A 21561-nucleotide genomic window follows, 5' to 3' on the forward strand; every position below is an offset into this window, starting at 1 on the left:
TTGGTCAGTTCGCTGGTACGTCCGTTCGTCAGGAGCCCACGGTGCTTGCCGTGTCCCAGTCGATGTGGTGGTGATACAGCCAGTCGAAATTGTCAGCGGACTTGCGTGAGAGGGCACGGAATACCAGCGGCAGGGTCATGTCCTCGAACACCCGCTTGAATTGGCCCCTGATCTTCGGTGCTGCATTCCGTCGCCCCCAGTGGACCACCAGCTCCGCCCGGTTCCTGCGTTCGGCTTCGTAACGGGCCAGGGCTTCAGGTATCGGTTCCGGCCCGGCGCCGCGCAAAGCGCGCCCCAACGTGACGGCGTCCTCTATGGCCATGGACGCTCCTTGCCCGGAGGAGGGCGATGCCGCGTGGGCGGCGTCTCCCACCAGGACCATTCTTCCGCGCCACCAGCGCGGGATGCCCGGAAAGTCGGAGGTCCTATACGGCCGGATGACGTCCTCTGTCGCGGCAACGATCACAGCCATGGGTGTGCGATCGCGTTCCACGAGCTCTGTCAGCCACGCTTTGCGGGCCCCGGCATCCAAAGTGGCAGGATCTTCCGAGGACCGTTCCAGCGGGTTGGCGAACCACCACACCCGCCCGTCGGGATCCCGCATGTAGCAATAGAAACAGCGTTTTCCAAAAACCATCTTCATGCGGCCAACCTCCACATCGATCGTCCCCGGATGTAGGACTCCGGCTGGCACGATGCCGCCGGTGTTGAGCAGCGGAATGCTCCTGGGCGCAGGGGAGGAGGGGTCGATGAGGTCCCTCACCTTCGACTTGAGTCCATCGGCACCGATCAGGACGTCTCCGGCGGCTGAGGTTCCGTCGGCGAAAACTGCGGTCACGCCGTCGGGCCGTTCTTCCACCGCGGTGAGCCGTTTGCCGTAGCCGATGCCAATGCCGCGTCGGCTGGCCTCTTCACGGAACATGCCGTATAGCTCCGAGCGGGTCATGGTTCCGGCGGTGGTGCCGTCCGGCAAGGAGCCGCCATAGTCGAAGTCGATGAGGTGCTTCCCGTTGCTGCCCAGGTACATGGACATCAGGATAGTGGGGAAACCCAAGCGACAGGCGTCGTCTTTGAGGCCAAGTGTTTCCAACGCGTCAAAGCCGTTGACGGCAACTGTGAGGAAGCCGCCAATACCGTCGGAGGGTGCGTCGTAGGCTTCAAAGATGACCGGCCGATGTCCGGCTTTCTGTAGTGCAATTCCGGAGGCCAACCCGGCGATCCCAGCTCCAATGACCAAACAGTTCATCATGTCGTGCTCCATTTTATTTCGTTCGGACAAACGAAATATATAGCTGGAGCGTGCGGAGCGCAATCCTTTCGGGAAAACGAAATAACTTGCTAGCCTCGTCGCATGGAATCCGAAGCCAAGCACAGCGCCCACCGGCAAGCGCTGATGGACGCCGTTTTCACTTCCGGAAGGGAGCTTTCGACGGCCGCCGTCATGTTCCACACCAAGCTGTCCGAGCTGCGCGGGTTGTCCGCCACGGAGGGAAAAGCCATTGATATCCTGTTGCGCTTTGGGCCCATGACAGCAGGGGAATTCGGACAGCATTCAGGGTTGGCGCCTGCCTCAGTCACCGGCCTCATGCAACGGCTGGAGGCCAAGGGAGTCGCCAGAAGGGTCCGGAGCGACGAGGACAAACGAAAGGTACTGATCGAGCTGATCGGCGACCAGGTCACCGCTGCGACACCGTATTTCGTCGACTTCATGGACGGACTCGGGCGCCTTCTTGAGGGGTACAGCGACGACGAACTGCGGACCATCGCCGACTACTCAACCAGAGCTGCGGAGATCCAGAAGAAAGCCGCGTCGCGCTTGGGCAATCCGGGAACTGTCGGGACCTAAGGGCACCCACTTCCGGCTCTCGACATTAAGTGCCGATAATCTACATTATGTAAAGTAGAGATGAATCGGGGCTCCCCTCAGTCACCAGCCATAGCCTCGTGGATCTCCTTGAGATCCTGCAATGCTTCATGGCAGCGACGACACACGGCCACGTGGTGATCGAGCCTTTGCCGCGCGGCCCTACAAACAGCGTTCCTGACGAACTTGCCCAAATGTCGGGAAAAATCGATGCATGGATCGTCCGGCGATACTTTCACATGTTGTTGGAGATACGCCTGCCGGAGCCCTTCACGCGCCCTGATAAGCAGCGAAGAAACTCCATTGGGGCTCAGTTCCATGACCCGCGCGGTTGCCGCAGGTTTCAGGCCTTCAACTTCCACGCACCACAGGACCGCCTGCCATCGCACAGGTAACGAGTGGAAGGCCCTCATCAGGGTCGTGGATTCGAAAGCTTTGATGGTCGAGTCCTCGCTGAGAACCAGGGAATCCATGGCGCTGCCGTAACCAAGCGTTGCACGTCGTCGGCCCTGGATGTTGCGCCGATGTGCAATTCGCCTGACAGTTGTCGTCAGGTACGCCTGGAACGACTCGCGGGGCCCGCCTCCTTTGGCCAGTGATCCAAACACCGAGCCAAAGGCTTCTGCCACGACGTCGTCCGGATCGTTGCCGGGGTCGCACTCCGCGCGGGCCACGTAACCGGCCACCGCCACGTGGCGACGGTACAGCCCGGCGAACGCCGCGAGGTCCCCCCGACGTACAGCGGACACCAACAAGGCATCGGACCAGCTTCCATCGGCCGGATGCGCAGCCCCACCTCTCCCCCACGCTTTCCGTACGTCGGCGGCATGAGCCTGCGCAGTGATGGCAGCCGGGTCGGCGGTTTGAGTGGACATGAGATGGGCCTTTCAGTGGGGCGGCCCCAAACCTAGGCAATAGGTGGTTGAATACACTCAAAACGCAGGTTTTTTGCTGAAAGAGCAGGAAAAATGCAGGAATATCATCTCGACGAGCGGGATCTTCGGCTTCTGCACGCCCTCCAGATCCGTCCCCGTGCTCCGTGGGCCGCTTTGGCTCCTGTAGTCGGAGCCGACGCCGTGACACTGGCCAGGCGCTGGAGTGCGTTGGAAGACGCCGGGCTGGCCTGGATCACGGCCTATCGGGGGCCCGGAGCGAAATACACCGGCGCCATCATCGAGATTGATTGCGCGCCTGCAAATATTGCTTCCGCCACTGCGGACCTCGCGGATGATGACGAGGTCCTGTCGATCGACCAGACCGCCGGCGGTCGGGACCTCGTACTGACTTGCCTTTGCCAGTCCGATGCTGACCTGGGCCGCTTTGTCCTGGACAGGCTCCCCTCCATTGCCGGCGTCAAGACTACCCGTACCCACCGCGGCATCAGGCTGCTCGCGGACGCGCAGCAGTGGAGATTGCGTTCGCTGCAGGAAAGGGAAATCGCCCGGCTCGAACTTGGACTCCCCCAGCCCACTGCAGCCCAGCGGGGTGTTCCTTCAGAAGTGGAAAATGCCGTTGCCGCAATTCTGCGCCACGACGGCCGCGCGTCCGTCGCCCACATCGCCAAGAGTGCCGGTATCAGCCCTGTCCGCGCGAAGAACGCCCTCTTAGCGCTCCTTGCCGAAAAGCGCCTCATTGTGCGCTTGGAGGTGGCCCGCGCCTATGCCCCCTGGCCTGTATCAGTGTGGTACTTCCTGCGCGTTCCCGTCACGCAGGTTGAAGCAGTCGCCGGACGACTCGTGGGCCTCCAGGAGGTCCGGTTCGTAGCCACCACTGCTGGGCTGTACTCCATCTTGATGATGGTCTGGCTTCGCCGCATCGAGGACATGACAGTCCTGGAACGGCAGCTCGGCGAAAGGCTTCCTTTCGCCGAGATCATGGACCGCTCCATCGTGTTGCGCACACCAAAACACATGGGCAAGCGACTTACCGCGGACGGCCGGCGGATCGGCTGAAGCCACCTGGATGCCCCTCCGGGAATCCGGGCGGGGCATCCAGTGAAGGCGGGATCGTGGAGCTACTGCTGCTGCTGTTCTCCTGCGATGTTGATCAACCAGTTGATACCGAACTTGTCGACGCACATTCCAAAAGTGTCGCCCCAGGGCGCCGATTCGAGCGGAACGGTGACCGTACCACCGTCGACGAGCTTGTCCCAGAAGCCACGCAGCTCAGCTTCGTCTGATGCGTCACCGCTAAGGGATACAGAAATGTTGTCGCCGGGGTTGTATTCCATGCCGTTCGGCGTGTCAGCTGCCATGAGGGTCAGGCCGCCGGGAGTGACCAGCATGGCGTGCATGACCTTATCGGCTTCGGCCGGGTCCTGACTCCCCGGCATATCACCGAAAGTGCTGATGTTCAGCTCACCGCCAAAGACGGATTCGTAGAACGTGATTGCGTCCCGGGCATTGTCCCGGAATGAGATGTATGGGTTGAGGCGCGTTGTCATCGGTCGGTTCTCCTCATGGTTGCCAGGTGCGTGAATACGGCACCCTGCGCACATGCTAGCAGCGCGTCCGGCGCCTGTCCCCCATGGTTACTCAACGCCGTCGTAAGCCCTTTGGAGCTCGTTGATGTCGAGCTTGCGCATCTTCATCATCGCTTCCATGGCGCGCTGGGAACCTGCCGGGTCCGGCCCATTGAGGATCCCGGCCATACCAGTGGGAACAACTTGCCACGAAAGGCCAAACCGGTCCTTTAACCAACCACACTGGCTCTCTTCTCCCCCGACGAGCAGGGCATCCCAATAGCGGTCCACTTCCTCTTGGGAGTCGCAATTGACCACCATGGAAACCGCCTCAGTGAACTTGAACAATGGGCCACCATTGAGGCCCATGAACTGCCTGCCCTCGATCTCGAATTCCACGGTGAGTGCCTTGCCGCCGGGCCCAGGCATAACCTCGCCCATGGACGAATTGTCGAACGTGGAAGTGTAGAACTCCGCTGCCTCCTCAGCCTGGCCGTCGAACCACAAACAGGTGGAAATCTTCTGCATCTGCCATCCCTCCAAGGAACCGGGGAACTCCTTGTCCCCCGTCCGAGGCTAATACCGGGGCTTTCACCCCCACAATGGCCCGGAGCGAATTCCCGCCTGACCGCAATGGCCGCTAATGTCGGAGGCATGCCTTCCCCATCCAAGCCGTGGCTTCCGGCCGCAATCGCCGACCTTTTGTTGATTCTTGTCTTCGCAGCCATTGGTCGCGATGCTCATGCCCGTGGCGACATTGTCCTCGGGGCCTTCACCACGGCGTGGCCCTTCCTTGCCGGCGCCGCCATCGCATGGATGGTCCTGCGTGCATGGCGGGCGCCGTTCTCCCTATGGCCGGTCGGCGTGGGCGTCTGGCTGGGCACGGTAGTGGTGGGAATGCTCCTGAGGGCAGCCACCGGGCAGACAGTCGTACTGCCGTTCATCGTGGTAGCACTGATCAGCCTCGCTGTTTTCCTGCTTGGATACCGCGCGCTGGTGGCCTTGGTGGTGCGGGTCGTGCGCAAGGGGCGCAGCCGGGTGTGATCCAGCCCGGGACATGGTGGATGCACTAGGCTGGAAAGCGTCCGCAATGATGCTTTTCCGGAAGGGCCCCACGTGATCACTGCTTTCGTCCTGATCAAGACCGACGCCTCGCGCATCCCGGAGACGGCCGAGCAAATCTCCGCCATCCAGGGCATCAGCGAGGTCTACTCCGTCACGGGCGAATGGGACTTGATCGCGGTGGCCAGGGTTTCAAAGCATGAAGAGCTAGCCGACGTTATCGCCGACAAGCTTTCAAAGGTTGATTCTGTGGTCCACACCACCACACACATCGCGTTCCGCGCGTATTCGCAGCACGACCTCGATGCGGCATTCGCACTCGGCTTCGAATAAACAGAACCGGGTCAGCTGTCAGCTCTGGCTGAGCGCCGTCCACTTCTCCAGGACCGCGGCTGCCTTACCCGAATCAACAGTTTCAGCTGCGCGGGCGAAGGCGGCACCCATCCGCTCCACCAGGCTGCCCTGGGCCTGAAGGTCGAAGGACACCAGCCCTGCTGCCGCGTTCAGGAGAACAGCGTCACGCACGGGCCCGCCCTTACCGTCGAGGATCTCCCGGACAACGGCAGCGTTGGCTGCGGCGTCACCGCCCCGCAGATCGGCCACGCTGGAGGGACCTATTCCCAGGTCCGCAGGAGTGAAGACCTGCTCCGTAACAGCTCCATCCCTGATTTCCCATACCGTGGACGGCCCGGTGGGCGTGAGCTCATCCAGGCCGTCGTCACCCCTGAACACCAATCCGCGGCTTCCACGCCGGGCCAGTACTCCGGCAACCAACGGGGCCATCCTGGCATTGGCCACACCAACAGCAGATGCCTGCACATGGGCCGGGTTGGTCATCGGCCCCAGAAAATTGAAGGCTGTTGGAACGGCCAGCTCCCGCCTCGGGACGGCCGTGTGACGGAATGAAGGGTGGAAAACCTGGGCAAAACAGAACGTGATTCCTGCCTCTTCGGCGTTCCGGGCCACCTGCTCGATCGAGAGGTCAAGGCGCACGCCCAGAGCTTCCAGGACATCAGCAGAACCGGACGTCGACGATGCCGCCCTGTTGCCGTGCTTGACCACCTTTGCACCCGCACCCGCAGCAACGAGCGCGGCCATGGTGGATATGTTGACCGTATTGAGGCGGTCCCCTCCCGTTCCAACGATGTCCAGCTTCTCCCCGGTGATCCCGATGGGATTGGCGTGCTGGACCATGGCCTCGACAAGGCCGGCCAGCTCTTCGACCGTCTCGCCCTTTGCACGCAAGGCCACAAGGAAGCCGGCGATCTGCGACGGCGTGGCTTCACCGGACATGATCGTGTTCATGGCCCATTCGGTGTTGGCCACCGCAAGGTCGTCGCCGTTGATCAGTGCTGAGATGAGCCCTGGCCAGGTGTTGCTGGCTGCAGGTGCCGATGCCGGAGAAGTCACTCCCTGATGCTATCGAGCCAGCCACGCCGATGACCAATGTGAACCGGGCCGGGAACTTTTCCGCGCGATTTCGCGTCTTTGTAGAAAAAGTCTCCCGAATCGGTGGTTTGCATTGGGAACTCTGGACTTTTACAGACATAATGTCCTTGTGACATCTGCGACCCATGCCCCCAGTACCCCGGCGCACCCGACGCTGAACCGCCCCAACTTGGTTTCTGTTGGAACCGTAGTTTGGCTGTCCAGTGAGTTGATGTTCTTCGCCGGCCTCTTTGCCATGTACTTCACCCTGCGCTCCACATCGGGAACGATGTGGGCCGAGGAGACGGCCAAGCTCAACTTCCCGTTTGCGCTCGTCAACACCATCGTCCTTGTGGCTAGTTCCTTTACTTGCCAGATGGGCGTCTTTGCCGCCGAGCGGCTGGAGCCCCGCCGGACCGGCAGGCCGCTTCAGTTCACCCGCTGGGGCATGTCGGAATGGTTTGTCCTCACGTTCATCATGGGTGCCTTCTTCGTAGCCGGCCAGACCACGGAATACGCCATGCTCGTCTCCGAGCATGTTTCCCTGTCGTCCAACGCCTACGGCTCCGCCTTCTACATGACTACAGGCTTCCACGGCCTTCACGTCATCGGCGGTTTGATCGCGTTCCTGTTCATCATTGGACGCGCCTTTGCAGCCAAGAAGTTCGGACACTTCGAAGCGACGTCGGCAATCGTCACCTCTTACTACTGGCACTTCGTCGACGTCGTGTGGATCGGCCTCTTCCTGGTCATCTACGTCCTCAAGTAAGCCCCAGCTTTGACTCTTTTTCTACAAGAGGCAGAATTTAAAGAAGCGGCTCCCGGAGCCGACGCAGGATCGAAAAAAGGAACCACCACGTGAAGGCACTCTCGCAGAAGCGACGTCACCCACTGGCAGCCATAGCGCTGCTGTTGATGGGCCTCCTCCTCACTGGTGGGCTCTACGCCGTTGCCACAACCGTCAACCAGGCCAAGGCCGACACCACTAGCTACAGCGCCAGTGACGTAGAAGAAGGCGGAAAACTTTTCGCCGCCAACTGCGCCACCTGCCACGGCATGGGTGCAAGCGGAACCAACGACGGCCCCTCGCTGGTCGGCGTGGGTGCTGCTGCTGTTGACTTCCAGGTTGGTACCGGTCGTATGCCCATGCAGATGAGCGGCCCCCAGGCCCAGAAGAAGCCCGCCCAGTTCAATGAGGAACAGACCAAGCAGCTCGCTGCTTACGTTGCCTCCCTCGGTGCAGGTCCGGCAATTCCCGAGGAAAAGCTCCTCGACGGTAAGGGAGACGCAGCCAAGGGCGGCGAGCTCTTCCGCGTCAACTGCGCGATGTGCCACAACGCAGCAGCCGCTGGCGGTGCGTTGACCCGCGGCAAGTTCGCTCCCGGCCTGGCAGGTGTCACCGAAGCCCACATCTACGAAGCCATGGTCACGGGCCCGCAGAACATGCCCGTCTTCAACGATTCGAACGTCACGCCTGAAGACAAGCGCGACATCATCACCTTCCTGAAGACGATTGAAGCCAATGGATCGCCCGGTGGAGCTGAACTTGGTTCCCTTGGTCCGGTATCCGAAGGCCTCTTTGTTTGGGTTGCCGGCCTGGGTGTCATCATCGCCTTCACCATCTGGTTGACGTCCCGCACGTCCTAGCCTGCAGGCAAGAAACTTCTGCTGCACAGTCAGCAGTTTGAAACTGAAAATAACTCGGCCCCGGCCGAGACAACGAGAGAAGGATGAGGCGAATTATGGGCAACCATAGTGACGGCAGTCCGAACCACTCGGGCACCGTAGCTACGGCTGGTCAGAATGAGGTGGAGAAGTTCCAGGATCCTGGACTTCCTCCGCATCGTTTGCGCCTGGCTGACACGGACCCGGTAGCCGCGAAGCGCGCCGAGCGTCAGGTAGCCATTCTGTTTGGCACCTCCGTCATCGGTACGTTGGTCTTCCTGGTGGCGTACTTCGCCATCGATTTGGGCGACGACACCACCATTGCGACCATCCGCACCCAAAACCTCCTTCTGGGCCTGGGAACGGCTTTCGCCATGCTGGGTATCGGAACGGGCATCGTGCACTGGGCCAAGGCCCTGATGCCCGATCATGAAGTGTCGGAAGAGCGTCACGCCATCCGCACCGAGGAAGACCGCCAGGCTGCGGTCCGTATCGTCGACGACATCGTGGAGGAGACGGGCATCAAGCGCCGTCCGCTGATCCGCAACACCCTCCTTGGTGCCGTAGCATTGGCTCCCCTGCCGGCCCTCGCCATTTTCGGCGATTTGGGTCCGCGTCCGGACAAAGCCCTTGCACACACCATGTGGGCACCCGACGGCGACAAGCTGAAGCGACTCACCCGTGACCCTGATGGCACCCCCATCAAGGCATCCGATGTGACCATTGGTTCGGCATTCCACGTGATTCCCGAGGGACTCAACGAGCTGCACGAAGGCAAGTTGAATGAAAAGGCAAAAGCAGTTGTCCTGCTCATGCGCCTCGACCCGAACTCGTTGAACCCCTCCAAGGGCCGTGAAAACTGGAGCTACAACGGCATCGTTGCTTACTCCAAGATCTGCACGCACGTTGGTTGCCCCGTTGCTCTCTACGAGCAGCAGACGCACCACCTCCTGTGCCCCTGCCACCAGTCCACGTTCGACCTTACGCAGGAATGCAAGGTCATCTTCGGGCCGGCCAGCCGTCCGCTCCCCCAGCTGCCCATCGCAGTTGATGCAGAGGGCTACCTCGTCGCCACCAGCGACTTCAGAGAACCTGTAGGACCGAGTTACTGGGAGCGTGACGAGCATGAGCGCCTCATCAACAGCTGAAGCCCCCTTCGTTCCGAAAACCAAGGTTGGTAGTTTCACCAACTTCGTTGACGAGCGCGTAGGCGGCTCCGGCATCCTGCGTGAGTTCGGCCGGAAGGTCTTCCCGGACCACTGGTCATTCATGTTTGGCGAAGTGGCACTGTACTCCTTCGTCATCCTTTTGATGTCGGGTACCTTCCTGACGTTCTTCTTCGATCCGTCCATGGCGGAGACCCACTACCAGGGCTCGTACACCCCGCTGTACAACGTCGAGATGTCGGTCGCTTACAACTCCTCGCTGAACATCTCGTTCGATGTGCGTGGCGGGCTCTTCATGCGCCAGGTCCACCACTGGGCAGCACTGCTGTTCGTGGCCTCACTCGGCGTTCACATGCTGCGTGTCTTCTTCACCGGTGCGTTCCGCAAGCCCCGTGAAATGAACTGGGTAGTGGGCGGCGTCCTGCTGATTCTTGCCATGGCAGCCGGCTTTACGGGCTACTCGCTCCCTGATGACCTGCTGTCCGGTAACGGCCTGCGCATCATCGACGGCGTGATCAAGTCCATCCCGGTGATTGGTACTTACATCTCGTTCTTCCTCTTCGGTGGAGAATTCCCGGGAACGGCCATCATTGGCCGACTCTACGTACTGCACATCCTGCTGGTGCCGGCACTTATCCTCCTGATGATTGTCATCCACCTCTTCATGGTGGTCGTACACAAGCACACCCAGTACCCCGGCCCCGGCCGTAATGACGGCAACGTCGTCGGCTACCCCCTCGGCCCGGTATACGCAGCCAAGGCCGGTGGATTCTTCTTCATCGTCTTCGGCGTCTTGGCCCTGATGGCTGCAGCATTCACGATCAACCCGATCTGGAACTACGGCCCGTACGATCCTTCGCCCGTTTCGGCTGGTACGCAGCCTGACTGGTACATCGGATTCGTCGACGGCGCCTTGCGTCTCATGCCAGGTGTTGTGAACAACTTCCACTTCGAGTGGATCGTCTTTGGCCACACCCTGACCCTGAACGTGCTGCTCCCGGCCCTCGTGCCTGCCGGCATCATCTTCACGGTTCTGTTTACCTACCCCTGGATCGAACGCTGGATCACCAAGGACAACCGGGAACACCACGTCCTCGACCGTCCGCGTAACGCTCCAACGCGTACCGCAATCGGCGTTGCAGGCTTCACCTGGTACTGCGTTATGTGGGCAGCGGCTGGTTCCGACCTCATTGCAACCCACTTCCACGTGTCGTTGAACGACGTTACGTACTGGCTCCGCACGCTGTTCTTCATTGGCCCGATCATCGCGTTCATCGTGACCAAGAGGATCGCTTTGGCTCTCCAGCGCAAGGACCGCGAAATTGCACTCCATGGCCGCGAAACCGGCCGCATTGTGCGCCTCCCGCACGGTGAGTTCATCGAGGTTCACGCCCCGTTGGACGAGTACAAGCGATACAAGCTGGTTGGCTTCGAGTCACCTGCTCCCCTGCCGGCCCAGCCTAACGAGCACGGTGTGGTCACCCGTCAGGAAAAGCGCCGCGCGGCACTCTCCAAGTGGTTCTTCGAGGACCGGGTCGCACCGGCAACTCCGGCCGAACTGGAAGCAGCACACGCTCATGGCCACCATGAAGCAATCACCTCCGGTGAAGACCAGAAGAGCCTGAGCCACTAGCGCCCAGTAGCCTCTGTCAGATCACGTAAAAAGCCCGGCTGGATTTCTCCAGCCGGGCTTTTTACGTGCCCTTCATTACACCGGTACAGCAACGACGGCGGTGGGCCGGCTTTGGCTGGCGTCGCCGCTTAGGGCGTCCTGTAGCCCGACGAGTAATTACGGGTAGGACGGACGCCAGGACGCTGGAGGGGTACCCACAGCTTGTATCGGTCTGCCCGGTAATACGACACGGAGTAGTCCACCATCGCCCGAGCCACAAAGGCATGGCGCTGGATCTTTAGGAGGGGCGAACCGACGTCGACGTTGAGAAGGCGGGCCGTGGACGGTGACGCGGCGGTGGCCTCAATCATGTCCTCGCCCCACTCCATGACCAGTCCGAAACGTTCGCTCAGGACGTTATAGAGCGATGTGGGTGGGGCCTCATCCAACAAGCCGGGGACGCGGTGGGCTGGGATAAAGTTCTCATCAACGCTCATTGGCTCGTTATCTGCCAACAGCAGGCGTCGGAACCGCACCAGCGGCGTACCCTCATCCAGTTGCAATTCGCGCGCCAGGAAGGCACTTGCTGCGATCTGCTCAAAGCTGAGGACCTTGGCGGCCGGAACCATGCCTCGTCGCTGCATCTCCTCGCTGTAGGAGGTCAACTTCACCTGGAGATCCAGTTTGGGCTTCTTCACGAAGGTTCCGAGGCCGACGACGCGCTCTATGACATCTTCGCCGACCAAGGCGTCAATTGCTTGGCGCACGGTCATTCGGGCCAAGCCGAAACGTTCGGAAAGGTCCCTCTCGGACGGCAGCGAAGACCCGGGCGGACAGGACTGTGCTATGAAGGTCCGGAGGATTTCGCGTAGCTGGACGTAGATGGGTGTTCCGCTGGTCCGGTCGATATCTCCAGCGATACTCGCCGCTTCAGGCACGGCTGCTATCCATCATGTGAGTCATGGCTTAAGGATAATTCACTGGCACGTCAGGTCTAGACCACTGCCTTCGGTACCTACTGGTAACAGCTGGGCCAGCTACGCTTATATGGATCATTTCACGCGGAGCATCCGTCGTAACAAAGGAGTTGAGGTTGCCGGAGCTGAAGACCTACGTCGCTGCCGGGATCGGACTGCATGCGCGGGCCGCCGCCGTATTCGTTCGTGCTGTCACGGAGACCGGGCTGCCAGTGACAATTCGGAAACGGGAAGGTCGTGCTGTTGACGCACGCTCATTGTTGGAGGTCATGACAGAGGACTTTGCCCACGGCTGCGAGGTTTTCCTCGGAGTAGCTCCAGAGGCCCTCGCTGACGAGCACAGTATCTCAAGCATCGAGAATGCCCTGGCGCAACTTTCGTCCGTTCTGGAGGCCTCTGAGGGTCACTGAACGGACATCCAGCATCCCGGTGCGCCGAGCAGGCGAGCAACACTGCGAAACCTTGGAACGATGTTAAAAGAAAGGGCCCCACCTTTCGGTGGGGCCCTCTATTTGTTCTCAGGTGCTGCTAGTGTGCGTGGTCGCCACGGCTGTATTCAAAGACCCAGCCAATGAGTGCCACCAAGGCCAGACCACCGGCAACGTAGGTGATCCAGAAACCAACTGCGAGACCCAGGAAGCCGCCTGCGCAGGCAAGGCCGAGAACCAGCGGCCACCAGCTCCAAGGGCTGAAGTGCCCCTGTTCGCCTGCGCCCTCGTGAACCTCTGCATCGGGACGGTCTTCCGGACGCATGCCGACACGCTTGCCGGTGAAACCAAGGTATGCGCCGATCATGCCCGCAAGGCCACCGACCAAGAGGATTCCCAAGACGCCGACCCACTCAGACCAATTGGTCAGGAAGCCATAGGCGATGGCTACGGGGACGAAGAAGAAGACTCCGGCTCCGAAGAGCCACGATTCAATTTTCATTTGTTGACGTCCCTCTGGTCGGCGTTACCCAAAACAGCTGCTGCGGGTGACGGGGCCTCTGCGGTGTGGATCTGAGCCAACTCGGGGTGGTGCAGGTCCAGTGCCGGGCGCTCGGAGCGGATACGGGGCAAGGAGGTGAAGTTGTGGCGCGGCGGCGGGCAGGACGTAGCCCACTCCAGCGAGGCACCGAAGCCCCAAGGATCATCAACTTCAACCTTCTTGTTGCTGCGCCAGGTGATGTAGACGTTCCAGAAGAACGGCAGCAGCGAGGCGCCCAGTACGAAGGAGGAGATAGTGGAGAACTGGTTCATCCAGGTGAAGTTATCCTGCGGCATGTAGTCGGCGTAACGACGCGGCATGCCTTCGACACCCAACCAGTGCTGGATGAGGAAAGTGCCGTGGAAACCAAGGAACAGGAGCCAGAAGTGGATCTTACCCAGGCGTTCGTTGAGCATCTTGCCCGTCCACTTTGGCCACCAGAAGTAGAAGCCGGCGAACATGGCGAACACAACCGTACCGAAGACCACGTAGTGGAAGTGCGCCACCACGAAGTAGGAGTCCGAGACGTGGAAGTCGAGCGGCGGCGACGCCAGGATGATGCCCGTCAGGCCACCGAAGAGGAAGGTCACCAGGAACCCGATGCTCCAGAGCATAGGAGTTTCAAAGGTGATGGAACCCTGCCAGAGCGTTCCGATCCAGTTGAAGAACTTCACGCCCGTCGGTACCGCGATCAGCATGGTCATGAAGGCGAAGAACGGCAGCAACACCGAACCGGTCACGTACATGTGGTGTGCCCACACGGTAACGGAAAGTGCAGCAATGGCGATGGTGGCGTACACGAGCCCCTTGTAGCCGAAGATCGGCTTGCGGCTGAACACCGGGAAGATCTCGGAAACAATGCCGAAGAACGGCAGGGCGATGATGTACACCTCGGGGTGTCCGAAGAACCAGAAGAGGTGCTGCCAGAGAACGGCACCGCCATTTTCAGGGTCAAAGATGTGGGCACCGAAGCGACGGTCCGCGCCGAGCGCGAACAGCGCAGCTGCCAGCGGCGGGAAGGCCATCAGGACGAGGATAGCCGTCACGAGAGTGTTCCAGGTGAAGATCGGCATACGCCACATGGTCATGCCCGGTGCACGCATGCAGATGATGGTGGTGATGAAGTTGACGGCACCAAGGATGGTTCCGAAGCCTGAGAGCGCGAGGCCAAAGACCCACAGGTCACCACCTACACCAGGGCTGAACGTGGTGTTCGACAGTGGAGCGTAGGCGAACCAACCGAATGACGCAGCACCCTGGGGGGTGATGAAGCCTGAGACGGCGATGGTGGAACCAAAGAGGAAGAACCAGAAGGCCAAGGCGTTCAAACGCGGGAAGGCGACATCGGGAGCACCGATTTGCAGCGGCATGATGACGTTGGCGAAGCCCGCAAACAGCGGGGTTGCGAACATCAGCAGCATGACGGTGCCGTGCATCGTGAACATCTGGTTGTACTGCTCTTTGGTCTGCAGGATCTGCATGCCGGGCTCAAAGAGCTCGGCGCGGATCAGCAGGGCCATGACACCACCGAGGCAGAAGAACACGAAGGACGCAATGAGGTACATGTACCCGATGGTCTTGTGGTCGGTGGAAGTGATCCAGTTGACGACGATGCGTCCCTTGGACTTGGGTACTACCGGAGCTTCAAGAACCCCCGGCGCGGATTGAGTGTACGTAGCCACGTCGCTCCCCTTACTTGGATTCGTTCAGGTTCGGGTTGCGGTCGTATTCCGCACCGAGGAGACCCGTGTTGCCTTCTTGGCGAAGCTTGTCCATGTGCGACTGGAATTCAGACTCGGAGACAACCTTGACTCGGAAGAGCATTTCGGAGTGGTATTCACCGCAGAGCTCGGCACACTTGCCATCGAAGGTGCCCTCCTTGGTGGGGGTGAACCTGATGTAGTTCGTCTTACCAGGGATCATGTCGCGCTTCTGGAGGAATGCGGGAACCCAGAATGAGTGGATGACATCGCGGGAGTTCAGCTCCAGGTCCACGGACTTGCCAACGGGCAAGTACAACGTGGGGAGGAGTTCCTTGTCGACATCGTTGCCGGTCAGGTGGGCCTGGACGCCGGCCTCGTGGAGGTCCTCGTTGACGACCTCACCCTTTTTGTAGTTGAAGTCCCAAGCCCACTGCTTGCCGCGGACGTCAACAACGACGTCGGCAGGCTGCGAACGGTCATCGATCGCACGCTGGTCCTGGTCGGTGAAGTAGAAGAACACCAGCACCATGAACAGCGGAATGGTCAAGTAGAAGACCTCAAGCGGCAGGTTGTAGCTGAGCTGCTTGGGGAATCCCGTGGTGCCCTTGCGGCGACGGTACGCGATGATGCACCAGACCAGGAGGCCCCACGTGATGATACCGACTGCCAAGGCGGCGATCCATGAGTTGACCCAGAGGTCCATGATCCGGTCAGTGTGGTTGGTCGTGCCGCGCTCTGTTGGCAGCCAACCCTTCTCTACCTCTGGTGAACATCCGGTCAAAACCAACGCGCCGGCGACTGCCAAGCCAGTGATCGAGGTGATCTTTATGCGTCGGCTGCCGGTTCGGTTCTGCGAACTCACAGACGGCCCTTCCTCTTGTTGCTGTCTCCCGGCAGGCCGAAGGCTCACCGGGCACACTAAAAGTTTTACTACCCGATGTAGAGCTTACCGCTATCAAGCGGTTTTCGCGCACATGTCGGCGCCGTGGCTCCCAACGCGTTTAACCGCGTCGGAAGTGGCGCCGACGTGCAGCGACGGCTCACATCAGTGGAATGAATCACCGCAGGCGCAGGAGCCGCCCGCGTTCGGGTTATCAATGGTGAAGCCCTGCTTCGAGATGGTGTCTTCGAAGTCGATGCTTGCGCCGCTGAGATACGGAACGCTCATCTTGTCCACCACGACCTCGACGCCGTCATAGTCACGCACGGCGTCGCCGTCGAGCAGGCGCTCGTCGAAGTAGAGCTGGTAGATCAAGCCGGAGCATCCGCCGGGCTGGACTGCAACGCGCAGCCGAAGATCGGTGCGCCCTTCCTGCTCGAGGAGGCTGCGGACCTTGCCTGCGGCGACGTCGGTCAGATTGACCTCGTGCGTGGCCAGTTCGTCGTTGGCGACGACCTGCGTTCCGGTGCTGTTTTCGTTGGTTGCAGTGCTCATTGGCCTACCTTCTTATGAAGCTCTTGGCGGCGGCGCCGGGACGCTGCCTGCCCTTACCCAATTACGTACGGGTTATAGCTAATGCTACGTCGCGCAGACGCTTAGCTATAACTCCTGACGTAACCACCTGCGGCATTTGGTTGTTCCCGGCCTGCACTTTCGGTTCAGCCCGCGAGGCCCTCGGCATTGAGCCTGGCCAGCATGAGAGCCTCTGCGACCACAGCATGGCGGAAATCGCCGATATGCAGTGACTCGTTGGCACTGTGGGCCCTGGAATCAGGGTCTTCCACCCCGGTCACCAGGATCTGGGCTTCCGGGTACATTTCCAGGAGGTCCGCGATGAAGGGAATGGATCCACCTATTCCCATCTCGACAGGCTTCACTCCCCAGGACTCCCCCAGGGCCCAAAGGGCCACCCGGGCCGCAGCTGATGACGTATCGGTGGAGAACGCATCGCCCCTCTCCCCCGGCGTGAAGGTCACCTTGGCGCCGAACGGAGCATGGGACTCGACGTGCCGCCGCAGGGCGTCCATGGCGGCCTCGGGGTCCTGGCCGGGCGCCAGCCGCATGCTGAATTTGGCTCGCGCCGCCGGAATGAGCGTGTTGGAGGCAACGTCCACTGCCGGAACGTCCATGCCAATGATCGAAAGGGCGGGCTTGGTCCACAAGCGGGAAGCGATGGTACCGCTCCCGGCGAGCCGCACGCCGTCGAGCACTGACGCGTCGGCGCGATAGTCCGCTTCGGCGAGGTCCACGGCCACCTCGTCCCGGCCCACCAGACCGGCAACAGCGACGTTGCCCTCGTCATCGTGGAGGGTAGCAATGAGCCGCGAAAGTAGGGTCGGGGCGTCGAGCACTGGGCCGCCGAACATCCCGGAGTGCACCGCGTGGTCGAGCACGCGGACTTCAAAAGTGCCGTCAACGAGGCCGCGCAGGCTGGTGGTCAGGGCCGGAACGCCCACTTTCCAGTTGCTGGAGTCTGCAACAACAATGACATCAGAACGCAGGAGTTCGCGATGCTCCTCGAGGAAAGTCCTGAAGGTGGGCGAGCCCGCCTCTTCCTCGCCTTCGAAGAAGAATGTCACTCCGAGGCCGAAATCCTCGCCCAGGACTTTGGTTGCTGCACTGTAGGCCGCCAGGTGGGCCATGATGCCTGCCTTGTCATCAGCCGCACCGCGACCATACAGCCGACCGTCACGTTCCTCAGCGGCGAACGGCTCCGACTCCCACAGTCCACGGTCTCCGGGGGGCTGTACGTCGTGGTGGGCGTAAAGGAGGATGGTCGGCTTGCCTTCCGCCGGGGGACGGCGCGCGACGACGGCGGGCCCGCCGGGGGTGCCGTCACTTTTGTCGCAACGAAGGATGTGGACGTCCTCCATGCCTGTTGCCTTTACCAGTGCGGAAACAGCTTCGGCGCTCTTATCCAGTTCCGAGGGGTCGAAGCTGGACCAGGCAATTCCCGGTATGGCGACCAGGTCTTTCAAGGATGCCAGAGTGGCATCGAAGGAGTCATGGACCGCCCGGGTCAGTGCCTCCACCGGGGTAGCGCCGGAGTCCAGGGGCTTGTTCTGCGGGGTCTCCGCATGTGCTGAAGTCATGGGCCACACTTTACCGCCGGGCGTTCTCCCGGCGGGGCAGGCACGGAGTGGCCATTGGGGCACGGGCAACCCCGGGCGTAACCTGCGCCACCTTGGTGCGGGGTATTCTGTAGGGGTGTTCGGACGCAAAAAGGAAGAGCCCAGCGCTCAATCAGTAGTAGACCAGGCCTATGCCACCGCCCAGGAGCCCGTAGCCGGAAAGGGCGCGCCCACGCCCAAGCGGAAGGACCAGGAAGCAGCCCGCAAGCGCCCTCTGGTGCCCACCGACCGTAAGGCATCAAAGGCAGCGGAGCGGGTGGCCATCCAGGACCAGCGCCAGAAGATGCGGCAGGCCCTGGATACGGGTGACGAAAAATTCCTGCCACTTCGGGACAAAGGGCCCCAGAAGAGGTACGTCCGCGACTACGTCGACGCACGGTTCAGCCTGGGCGAGTACCTGATGTTTGGTGCCCTGTTGTTCGTTGTCATTTCACTGATCATTCCCACCACGAGCGCGGGAATCAGCTACGTACTGGTGGGCTTCTGGATCATGTTCCTGGCTGTATTCATCGATGCCTTCATCCTCTCCCGCAAGCTGCGGAAGAAACTTACCGAGAAGTTCGGCGAAGTGGAGCGTGGCTCTGTCTGGTACGGATGCATGCGAGCCCTTCAGTTCCGCAAACTCCGCCTGCCCAAGCCGCAGGTGAAGCGCGGACAGTACCCGGCCTAAGGCCCCAACCCCTGTCAAACGTATGAAGACCCCGGACCAATGGTCCGGGGTCTTCATCGCTTAACCGCAGTCTTAGTGGCCTGAGCCCCGCCGAAGCCTTACAAGGCCCTTGTTGATTCGGGACGCCCAGAACGGGCCTTCGTAAAGGAATGCCGTGTAGCCCTGGACCAGGGTGGCGCCGGCCTCAAGGCGTTCGTGGACGTCCTCGGCCGATTCGACGCCGCCGACCGCGATCAGCACAAGGTCATCGCCCACGGCCTGCTTGAGCCTGCGAAGCACCTCCAGGGACCGCTCCTTGAGGGGCGCTCCTGACAAACCTCCGGCACCGATGGAATCCACCTTCGCACTTCCGGAAACAAGCCCCTCACGGGTAATCGTTGTGTTGGTCGCGATGATTCCGTCCAGCTTGAGGTCAAGTGCAAGCCGGGCGACGTCCTCGATGTCTTCGTTGGACAGGTCAGGCGCAATCTTGACCAGAAGCGGTACGTGGCGCCCCGCGGCTTCGTCGGCAGCGTCTCCAACTGCCCGCAGCAAAGGACGCAGCGTCTCCACGTTCTGCAGTAACCGCAGGCCCGGCGTATTGGGCGAACTGACATTGACTACCAGGTAGTCTGCGGCGGGGGCGAGGCTCCGAGCGCTCACCAGGTAGTCCTCCGTGGCGTCGGCGAGGTCCACCGCCTTGGTCTTGCCAATGTTCACCCCGATGATGGGCCGAAGATCAGGATGGTTTTTCTGCAAAGCAGCCCGAGCAGACTTGAGCCGGGGCGCAACGGCAGCGGCGCCGTCGTTGTTGAATCCCATCCGGTTGATGACCGCCCGGTCCTCTATCAGGCGGAACAGGCGTGGTTTGTCATTGCCCGGCTGCGCTTGGCCCGTGATGGTACCCACTTCGACGTGGCCGAAACCCAGCTCCGTCAGGGCCTCGATGCCGTGGCCTTCCTTGTCGAAACCCGCTGCAAGTCCGAAGGGCGAGGGAAAGCTCAGGCCCAGCGCCTCGGTGCGGAGCGAGGCATCCGGGGCAGTCATGCGGGCAAGGACCCGCCCCGCGCCAGTACGGTGGGCGGCACGGATTCCCTGGAATCCGATCTTGTGGGCCTTCTCGGCATCCATCCAGGAGAAGGCCAACTTAAAGAATGTGGGGTAAAAACGCATGGTCTTAGTTTTGCTGTTCGTGGACGACTCACCAAACCCGTGACTGTGCCGGGCGCTAGCATGTACGCATGCCGCCTAAAAACAGTGACCTGCGTCATCCCCGCACGAGCCGCAGGATCACGGCCGATGTCGTGGTGGTCGGGGCGGGCCTGTCGGGACTGGTGGCAGCCGCCACAGCATACGCAGCGGGCAAGACGGTGGCCGTCCTGGACCAGGAGCCGGAAGCCTCGGTCGGCGGCCAGGCCCATTGGTCCTTTGGCGGCCTCTTTATGGTGGATACGCCGGAGCAGAGGAGGCTCGGCGTGCGGGACAACGCGGACCTCGCACTTTCCGACTGGCTGGCCTCCGCGGCTTTCGACCGACCGGTGGATTCGAACGCCAGGCAATGGGCCGAGGCCTATGTGGACTTCGCCGCCGGTGGGAAGCGGGCGTGGCTGAAAAGCCTCGGCGTTGGCATCTTTCCGTTGGTCCAGTGGGCGGAGCGGGGCGGGTACGGGCCGCAGGGCCATGGAAATTCAGTACCCCGCTTCCACGTCACCTGGGGCACGGGACCAGCCCTGGTGGAACCCTTTTTGGGGAAGGTGCTCGAGGGCGTCGAAGCCGGAAGGGTGTCGCTTCACTTCCGGCACAGGGCGACAGCCCTCACCATCACGGCCGGTTCGCTGACCGGCGTCGTCGGAGATGTCCTGGAACCGTCGACGGCGGTGCGGGGCCAGGCCTCATCCAGGCTCCCCGTTGGGGACTTCGAGGCTGCGGCAGGAGCGGTTGTGGTGACAACCGGGGGCATAGGCGCCAACCACGCGGCAGTCCGACGCCAATGGCCAGGAGGGCGACCACCCGCGGAGATGCTCAGCGGCGTCCCCGCCTCAGTAGACGGTAAATTCCTTTCAGTGGTGCAATCCGTCGGCGGCGCCATGATCAACGGCGACCGGATGTGGCACTATCCCGAAGGTATCCACAACTACGATCCCGTGTGGCCGATGCACGGTATCCGTATTCTTCCCGGGCCATCATCCTTGTGGCTCGATGCGGAAGGACATCAACTGCCGGCGCCATTGTTCCCGGGGTACGACTCCCTTGGCGCCCTCCGTCACATTGTGGCAACAGGCCACAGCCATTCGTGGTTCGTCCTCAACCGCACCATCGCCCTCAAGGAACTTGCTTTGTCAGGCTCGGAACAAAACCCTGACCTGACCGGCAAGGACGTCAGGCTCCTTGCGTCGCGGTTGAGGGCGGGAAGCGACTCCCCCATCCAGCGGTTCCTGGACCGAGGTGTGGATTTCCTGCAGGCAGCCACCCCCGGGCAGCTCGCGTCGAAGATGAACCAGCTGGCCGGAGGCGACCTCATCCAGCGGGAGTCCTTGGAGTCCCTGGTCAGCGCCCGGGACCGGCAGGTATCCAGTGGGCTCGGCAAGGACCCGCAGCTTGCGGCCATCAGGGCAGCGAGGCGGTTTGCCACCGACAAGCTGATGCGAGTGGCTCCCCCGCACCGCCTGACCGACCCTGCGCACGGGCCACTCATCGCCATCCGGCTCTCGGTATTGACCCGGAAGAGCCTGGGCGGCTTAAGGACAGACTTGGCCTCGAGGGTTCTGGACGATAGTGGACAGGCGATTCCAGGGCTCTACGCAGCCGGGGAGGCTGCCGGGTTCGGCGGCGGAGGCATCCACGGTTACCGGGCACTGGAAGGGACATTCCTGGGCGGCTGCCTCTTCACCGGAAGGGCGGCCGGAAAGGCAGCAGCGGCTTTTGTCTAAGCT

The 21561-nt window shown here is 61.5% G+C and carries 23 protein-coding genes; 11 read left to right on the plus strand and 12 right to left on the minus strand.

Features of this window, described 5'->3' with window-relative positions:
- Window positions 1–28: 28 nt before the first annotated feature.
- Window positions 29–1249, minus strand: a complete 1221-nt coding sequence (locus tag ACNQOP_RS01695) for an FAD-dependent oxidoreductase (RefSeq protein ID WP_416403127.1) — start codon at window positions 1247–1249, stop codon at window positions 29–31.
- Window positions 1250–1351: 102 nt separating this feature from the next.
- Here ACNQOP_RS01695 and ACNQOP_RS01700 point away from each other — a divergent pair, with 102 nt between their 5' ends.
- Window positions 1352–1846, plus strand: a complete 495-nt coding sequence (locus tag ACNQOP_RS01700) for a MarR family winged helix-turn-helix transcriptional regulator (RefSeq protein WP_416403128.1) — start codon at window positions 1352–1354, stop codon at window positions 1844–1846.
- 77 nt (window positions 1847–1923) lie between these two features.
- Here the strand turns inward: ACNQOP_RS01700 and ACNQOP_RS01705 are convergent, their stop codons facing one another.
- Window positions 1924–2739, minus strand: a complete 816-nt coding sequence (locus ACNQOP_RS01705) for an RNA polymerase sigma factor (protein ID WP_416403129.1) — start codon at window positions 2737–2739, stop codon at window positions 1924–1926.
- A 93-nt stretch (window positions 2740–2832) separates the two neighbouring features.
- On the opposite strand from ACNQOP_RS01705, the gene ACNQOP_RS01710 reads away from it, so the two are divergent.
- On the plus strand, window positions 2833–3816 hold the full coding sequence (locus ACNQOP_RS01710) for an Lrp/AsnC family transcriptional regulator (RefSeq protein ID WP_284985722.1): 984 nt from the start codon (window positions 2833–2835) through the stop codon (window positions 3814–3816).
- Window positions 3817–3878: 62 nt separating this feature from the next.
- On the opposite strand, the gene ACNQOP_RS01715 is transcribed toward ACNQOP_RS01710, so the two are convergent.
- Window positions 3879–4307, minus strand: coding sequence for a VOC family protein (locus ACNQOP_RS01715; RefSeq protein ID WP_257368051.1), 429 nt, complete (start codon window positions 4305–4307; stop codon window positions 3879–3881).
- An 87-nt stretch (window positions 4308–4394) separates the two neighbouring features.
- Window positions 4395–4853 carry a VOC family protein gene (locus tag ACNQOP_RS01720; RefSeq protein WP_257368050.1) on the minus strand — a complete coding sequence of 153 codons (459 nt, stop codon included), beginning with the start codon at window positions 4851–4853 and terminating at the stop codon, window positions 4395–4397.
- 126 nt (window positions 4854–4979) lie between these two features.
- Between ACNQOP_RS01720 and ACNQOP_RS01725 the strand changes: the two genes are divergently transcribed.
- Both ACNQOP_RS01725 and ACNQOP_RS01730 read left to right on the plus strand, forming a co-directional pair.
- A complete protein-coding gene (locus ACNQOP_RS01725) occupies window positions 4980–5369 on the plus strand; it encodes a DUF3054 domain-containing protein (protein WP_257368049.1) in 390 nt (129 codons plus the stop codon).
- Between the two features lie 72 nt (window positions 5370–5441).
- The gene (locus tag ACNQOP_RS01730) at window positions 5442–5720 is read left to right on the plus strand and encodes an Lrp/AsnC family transcriptional regulator (RefSeq protein ID WP_257368048.1); all 279 of its coding nucleotides are present in this window, start codon (window positions 5442–5444) and stop codon (window positions 5718–5720) included.
- Window positions 5721–5738: 18 nt separating this feature from the next.
- On the opposite strand, the gene trpD is transcribed toward ACNQOP_RS01730, so the two are convergent.
- A complete protein-coding gene (gene trpD / locus ACNQOP_RS01735) occupies window positions 5739–6797 on the minus strand; it encodes an anthranilate phosphoribosyltransferase (protein ID WP_416403130.1) in 1059 nt (352 codons plus the stop codon).
- A 112-nt stretch (window positions 6798–6909) separates the two neighbouring features.
- On the opposite strand from trpD, the gene ACNQOP_RS01740 reads away from it, so the two are divergent.
- The 4 genes from ACNQOP_RS01740 to ACNQOP_RS01755 all read left to right on the plus strand — a co-directional run bounded on the left by ACNQOP_RS01740 (window position 6910) and on the right by ACNQOP_RS01755 (window position 11279).
- On the plus strand, window positions 6910–7584 hold the full coding sequence (locus ACNQOP_RS01740) for a cytochrome c oxidase subunit 3 (protein ID WP_255774424.1): 675 nt from the start codon (window positions 6910–6912) through the stop codon (window positions 7582–7584).
- A gap of 89 nt (window positions 7585–7673) precedes the next feature.
- Complete coding sequence (locus tag ACNQOP_RS01745; RefSeq protein ID WP_257368046.1) at window positions 7674–8462, plus strand: c-type cytochrome; 789 nt, start codon at window positions 7674–7676, stop codon at window positions 8460–8462.
- A gap of 95 nt (window positions 8463–8557) precedes the next feature.
- Window positions 8558–9628, plus strand: coding sequence for a ubiquinol-cytochrome c reductase iron-sulfur subunit (locus ACNQOP_RS01750; RefSeq protein WP_235522055.1), 1071 nt, complete (start codon window positions 8558–8560; stop codon window positions 9626–9628).
- On the plus strand, window positions 9606–11279 hold the full coding sequence (locus ACNQOP_RS01755; protein ID WP_257368045.1) for a cytochrome b: 1674 nt from the start codon (window positions 9606–9608) through the stop codon (window positions 11277–11279). The genes ACNQOP_RS01750 and ACNQOP_RS01755 overlap by 23 nt, the downstream gene beginning before the upstream one ends.
- A 128-nt stretch (window positions 11280–11407) precedes the next feature.
- Here ACNQOP_RS01755 and ACNQOP_RS01760 read toward each other — a convergent pair whose 3' ends face one another.
- Entirely contained in the window at window positions 11408–12196 is a 789-nt protein-coding gene (locus ACNQOP_RS01760; protein ID WP_235522057.1) for a GntR family transcriptional regulator, read from the minus strand.
- A gap of 155 nt (window positions 12197–12351) precedes the next feature.
- On the opposite strand from ACNQOP_RS01760, the gene ACNQOP_RS01765 reads away from it, so the two are divergent.
- A complete protein-coding gene (locus ACNQOP_RS01765) occupies window positions 12352–12645 on the plus strand; it encodes an HPr family phosphocarrier protein (protein ID WP_257368043.1) in 294 nt (97 codons plus the stop codon).
- Between the two features lie 118 nt (window positions 12646–12763).
- Here ACNQOP_RS01765 and ACNQOP_RS01770 read toward each other — a convergent pair whose 3' ends face one another.
- From ACNQOP_RS01770 to ACNQOP_RS01790, 5 genes are all read right to left on the minus strand, one after another.
- Entirely contained in the window at window positions 12764–13165 is a 402-nt protein-coding gene (locus tag ACNQOP_RS01770) for a cytochrome c oxidase subunit 4 (protein ID WP_257368042.1), read from the minus strand.
- Window positions 13162–14886, minus strand: a complete 1725-nt coding sequence (ctaD, locus tag ACNQOP_RS01775; protein WP_235520698.1) for a cytochrome c oxidase subunit I — start codon at window positions 14884–14886, stop codon at window positions 13162–13164. The genes ACNQOP_RS01770 and ctaD overlap by 4 nt, the downstream gene beginning before the upstream one ends.
- 10 nt (window positions 14887–14896) lie before the next feature.
- Window positions 14897–15769 (minus strand): cytochrome c oxidase subunit II, encoded by an 873-nt coding sequence (gene coxB / locus ACNQOP_RS01780; protein ID WP_235520699.1) that lies wholly within the window; start codon window positions 15767–15769, stop codon window positions 14897–14899.
- Window positions 15770–15952: 183 nt separating this feature from the next.
- Window positions 15953–16342 carry a HesB/IscA family protein gene (locus tag ACNQOP_RS01785; protein ID WP_211712345.1) on the minus strand — a complete coding sequence of 130 codons (390 nt, stop codon included), beginning with the start codon at window positions 16340–16342 and terminating at the stop codon, window positions 15953–15955.
- A 164-nt stretch (window positions 16343–16506) separates the two neighbouring features.
- Complete coding sequence (locus ACNQOP_RS01790) at window positions 16507–17940, minus strand: dipeptidase (protein WP_416403131.1); 1434 nt, start codon at window positions 17938–17940, stop codon at window positions 16507–16509.
- Between the two features lie 115 nt (window positions 17941–18055).
- Here ACNQOP_RS01790 and ACNQOP_RS01795 point away from each other — a divergent pair, with 115 nt between their 5' ends.
- Window positions 18056–18649 (plus strand): DUF3043 domain-containing protein, encoded by a 594-nt coding sequence (locus ACNQOP_RS01795; RefSeq protein ID WP_257368040.1) that lies wholly within the window; start codon window positions 18056–18058, stop codon window positions 18647–18649.
- A 72-nt stretch (window positions 18650–18721) separates the two neighbouring features.
- Here ACNQOP_RS01795 and ACNQOP_RS01800 read toward each other — a convergent pair whose 3' ends face one another.
- Complete coding sequence (locus ACNQOP_RS01800; RefSeq protein WP_284985727.1) at window positions 18722–19801, minus strand: quinone-dependent dihydroorotate dehydrogenase; 1080 nt, start codon at window positions 19799–19801, stop codon at window positions 18722–18724.
- 68 nt (window positions 19802–19869) lie between these two features.
- Between ACNQOP_RS01800 and ACNQOP_RS01805 the strand changes: the two genes are divergently transcribed.
- Entirely contained in the window at window positions 19870–21558 is a 1689-nt protein-coding gene (locus tag ACNQOP_RS01805; RefSeq protein ID WP_416403132.1) for an FAD-binding dehydrogenase, read from the plus strand.
- Window positions 21559–21561: the final 3 nt, after the last annotated feature.

This window comes from Arthrobacter sp. LFS091, assembly GCF_047977885.1.
GTDB lineage: Bacteria > Actinomycetota > Actinomycetes > Actinomycetales > Micrococcaceae > Arthrobacter.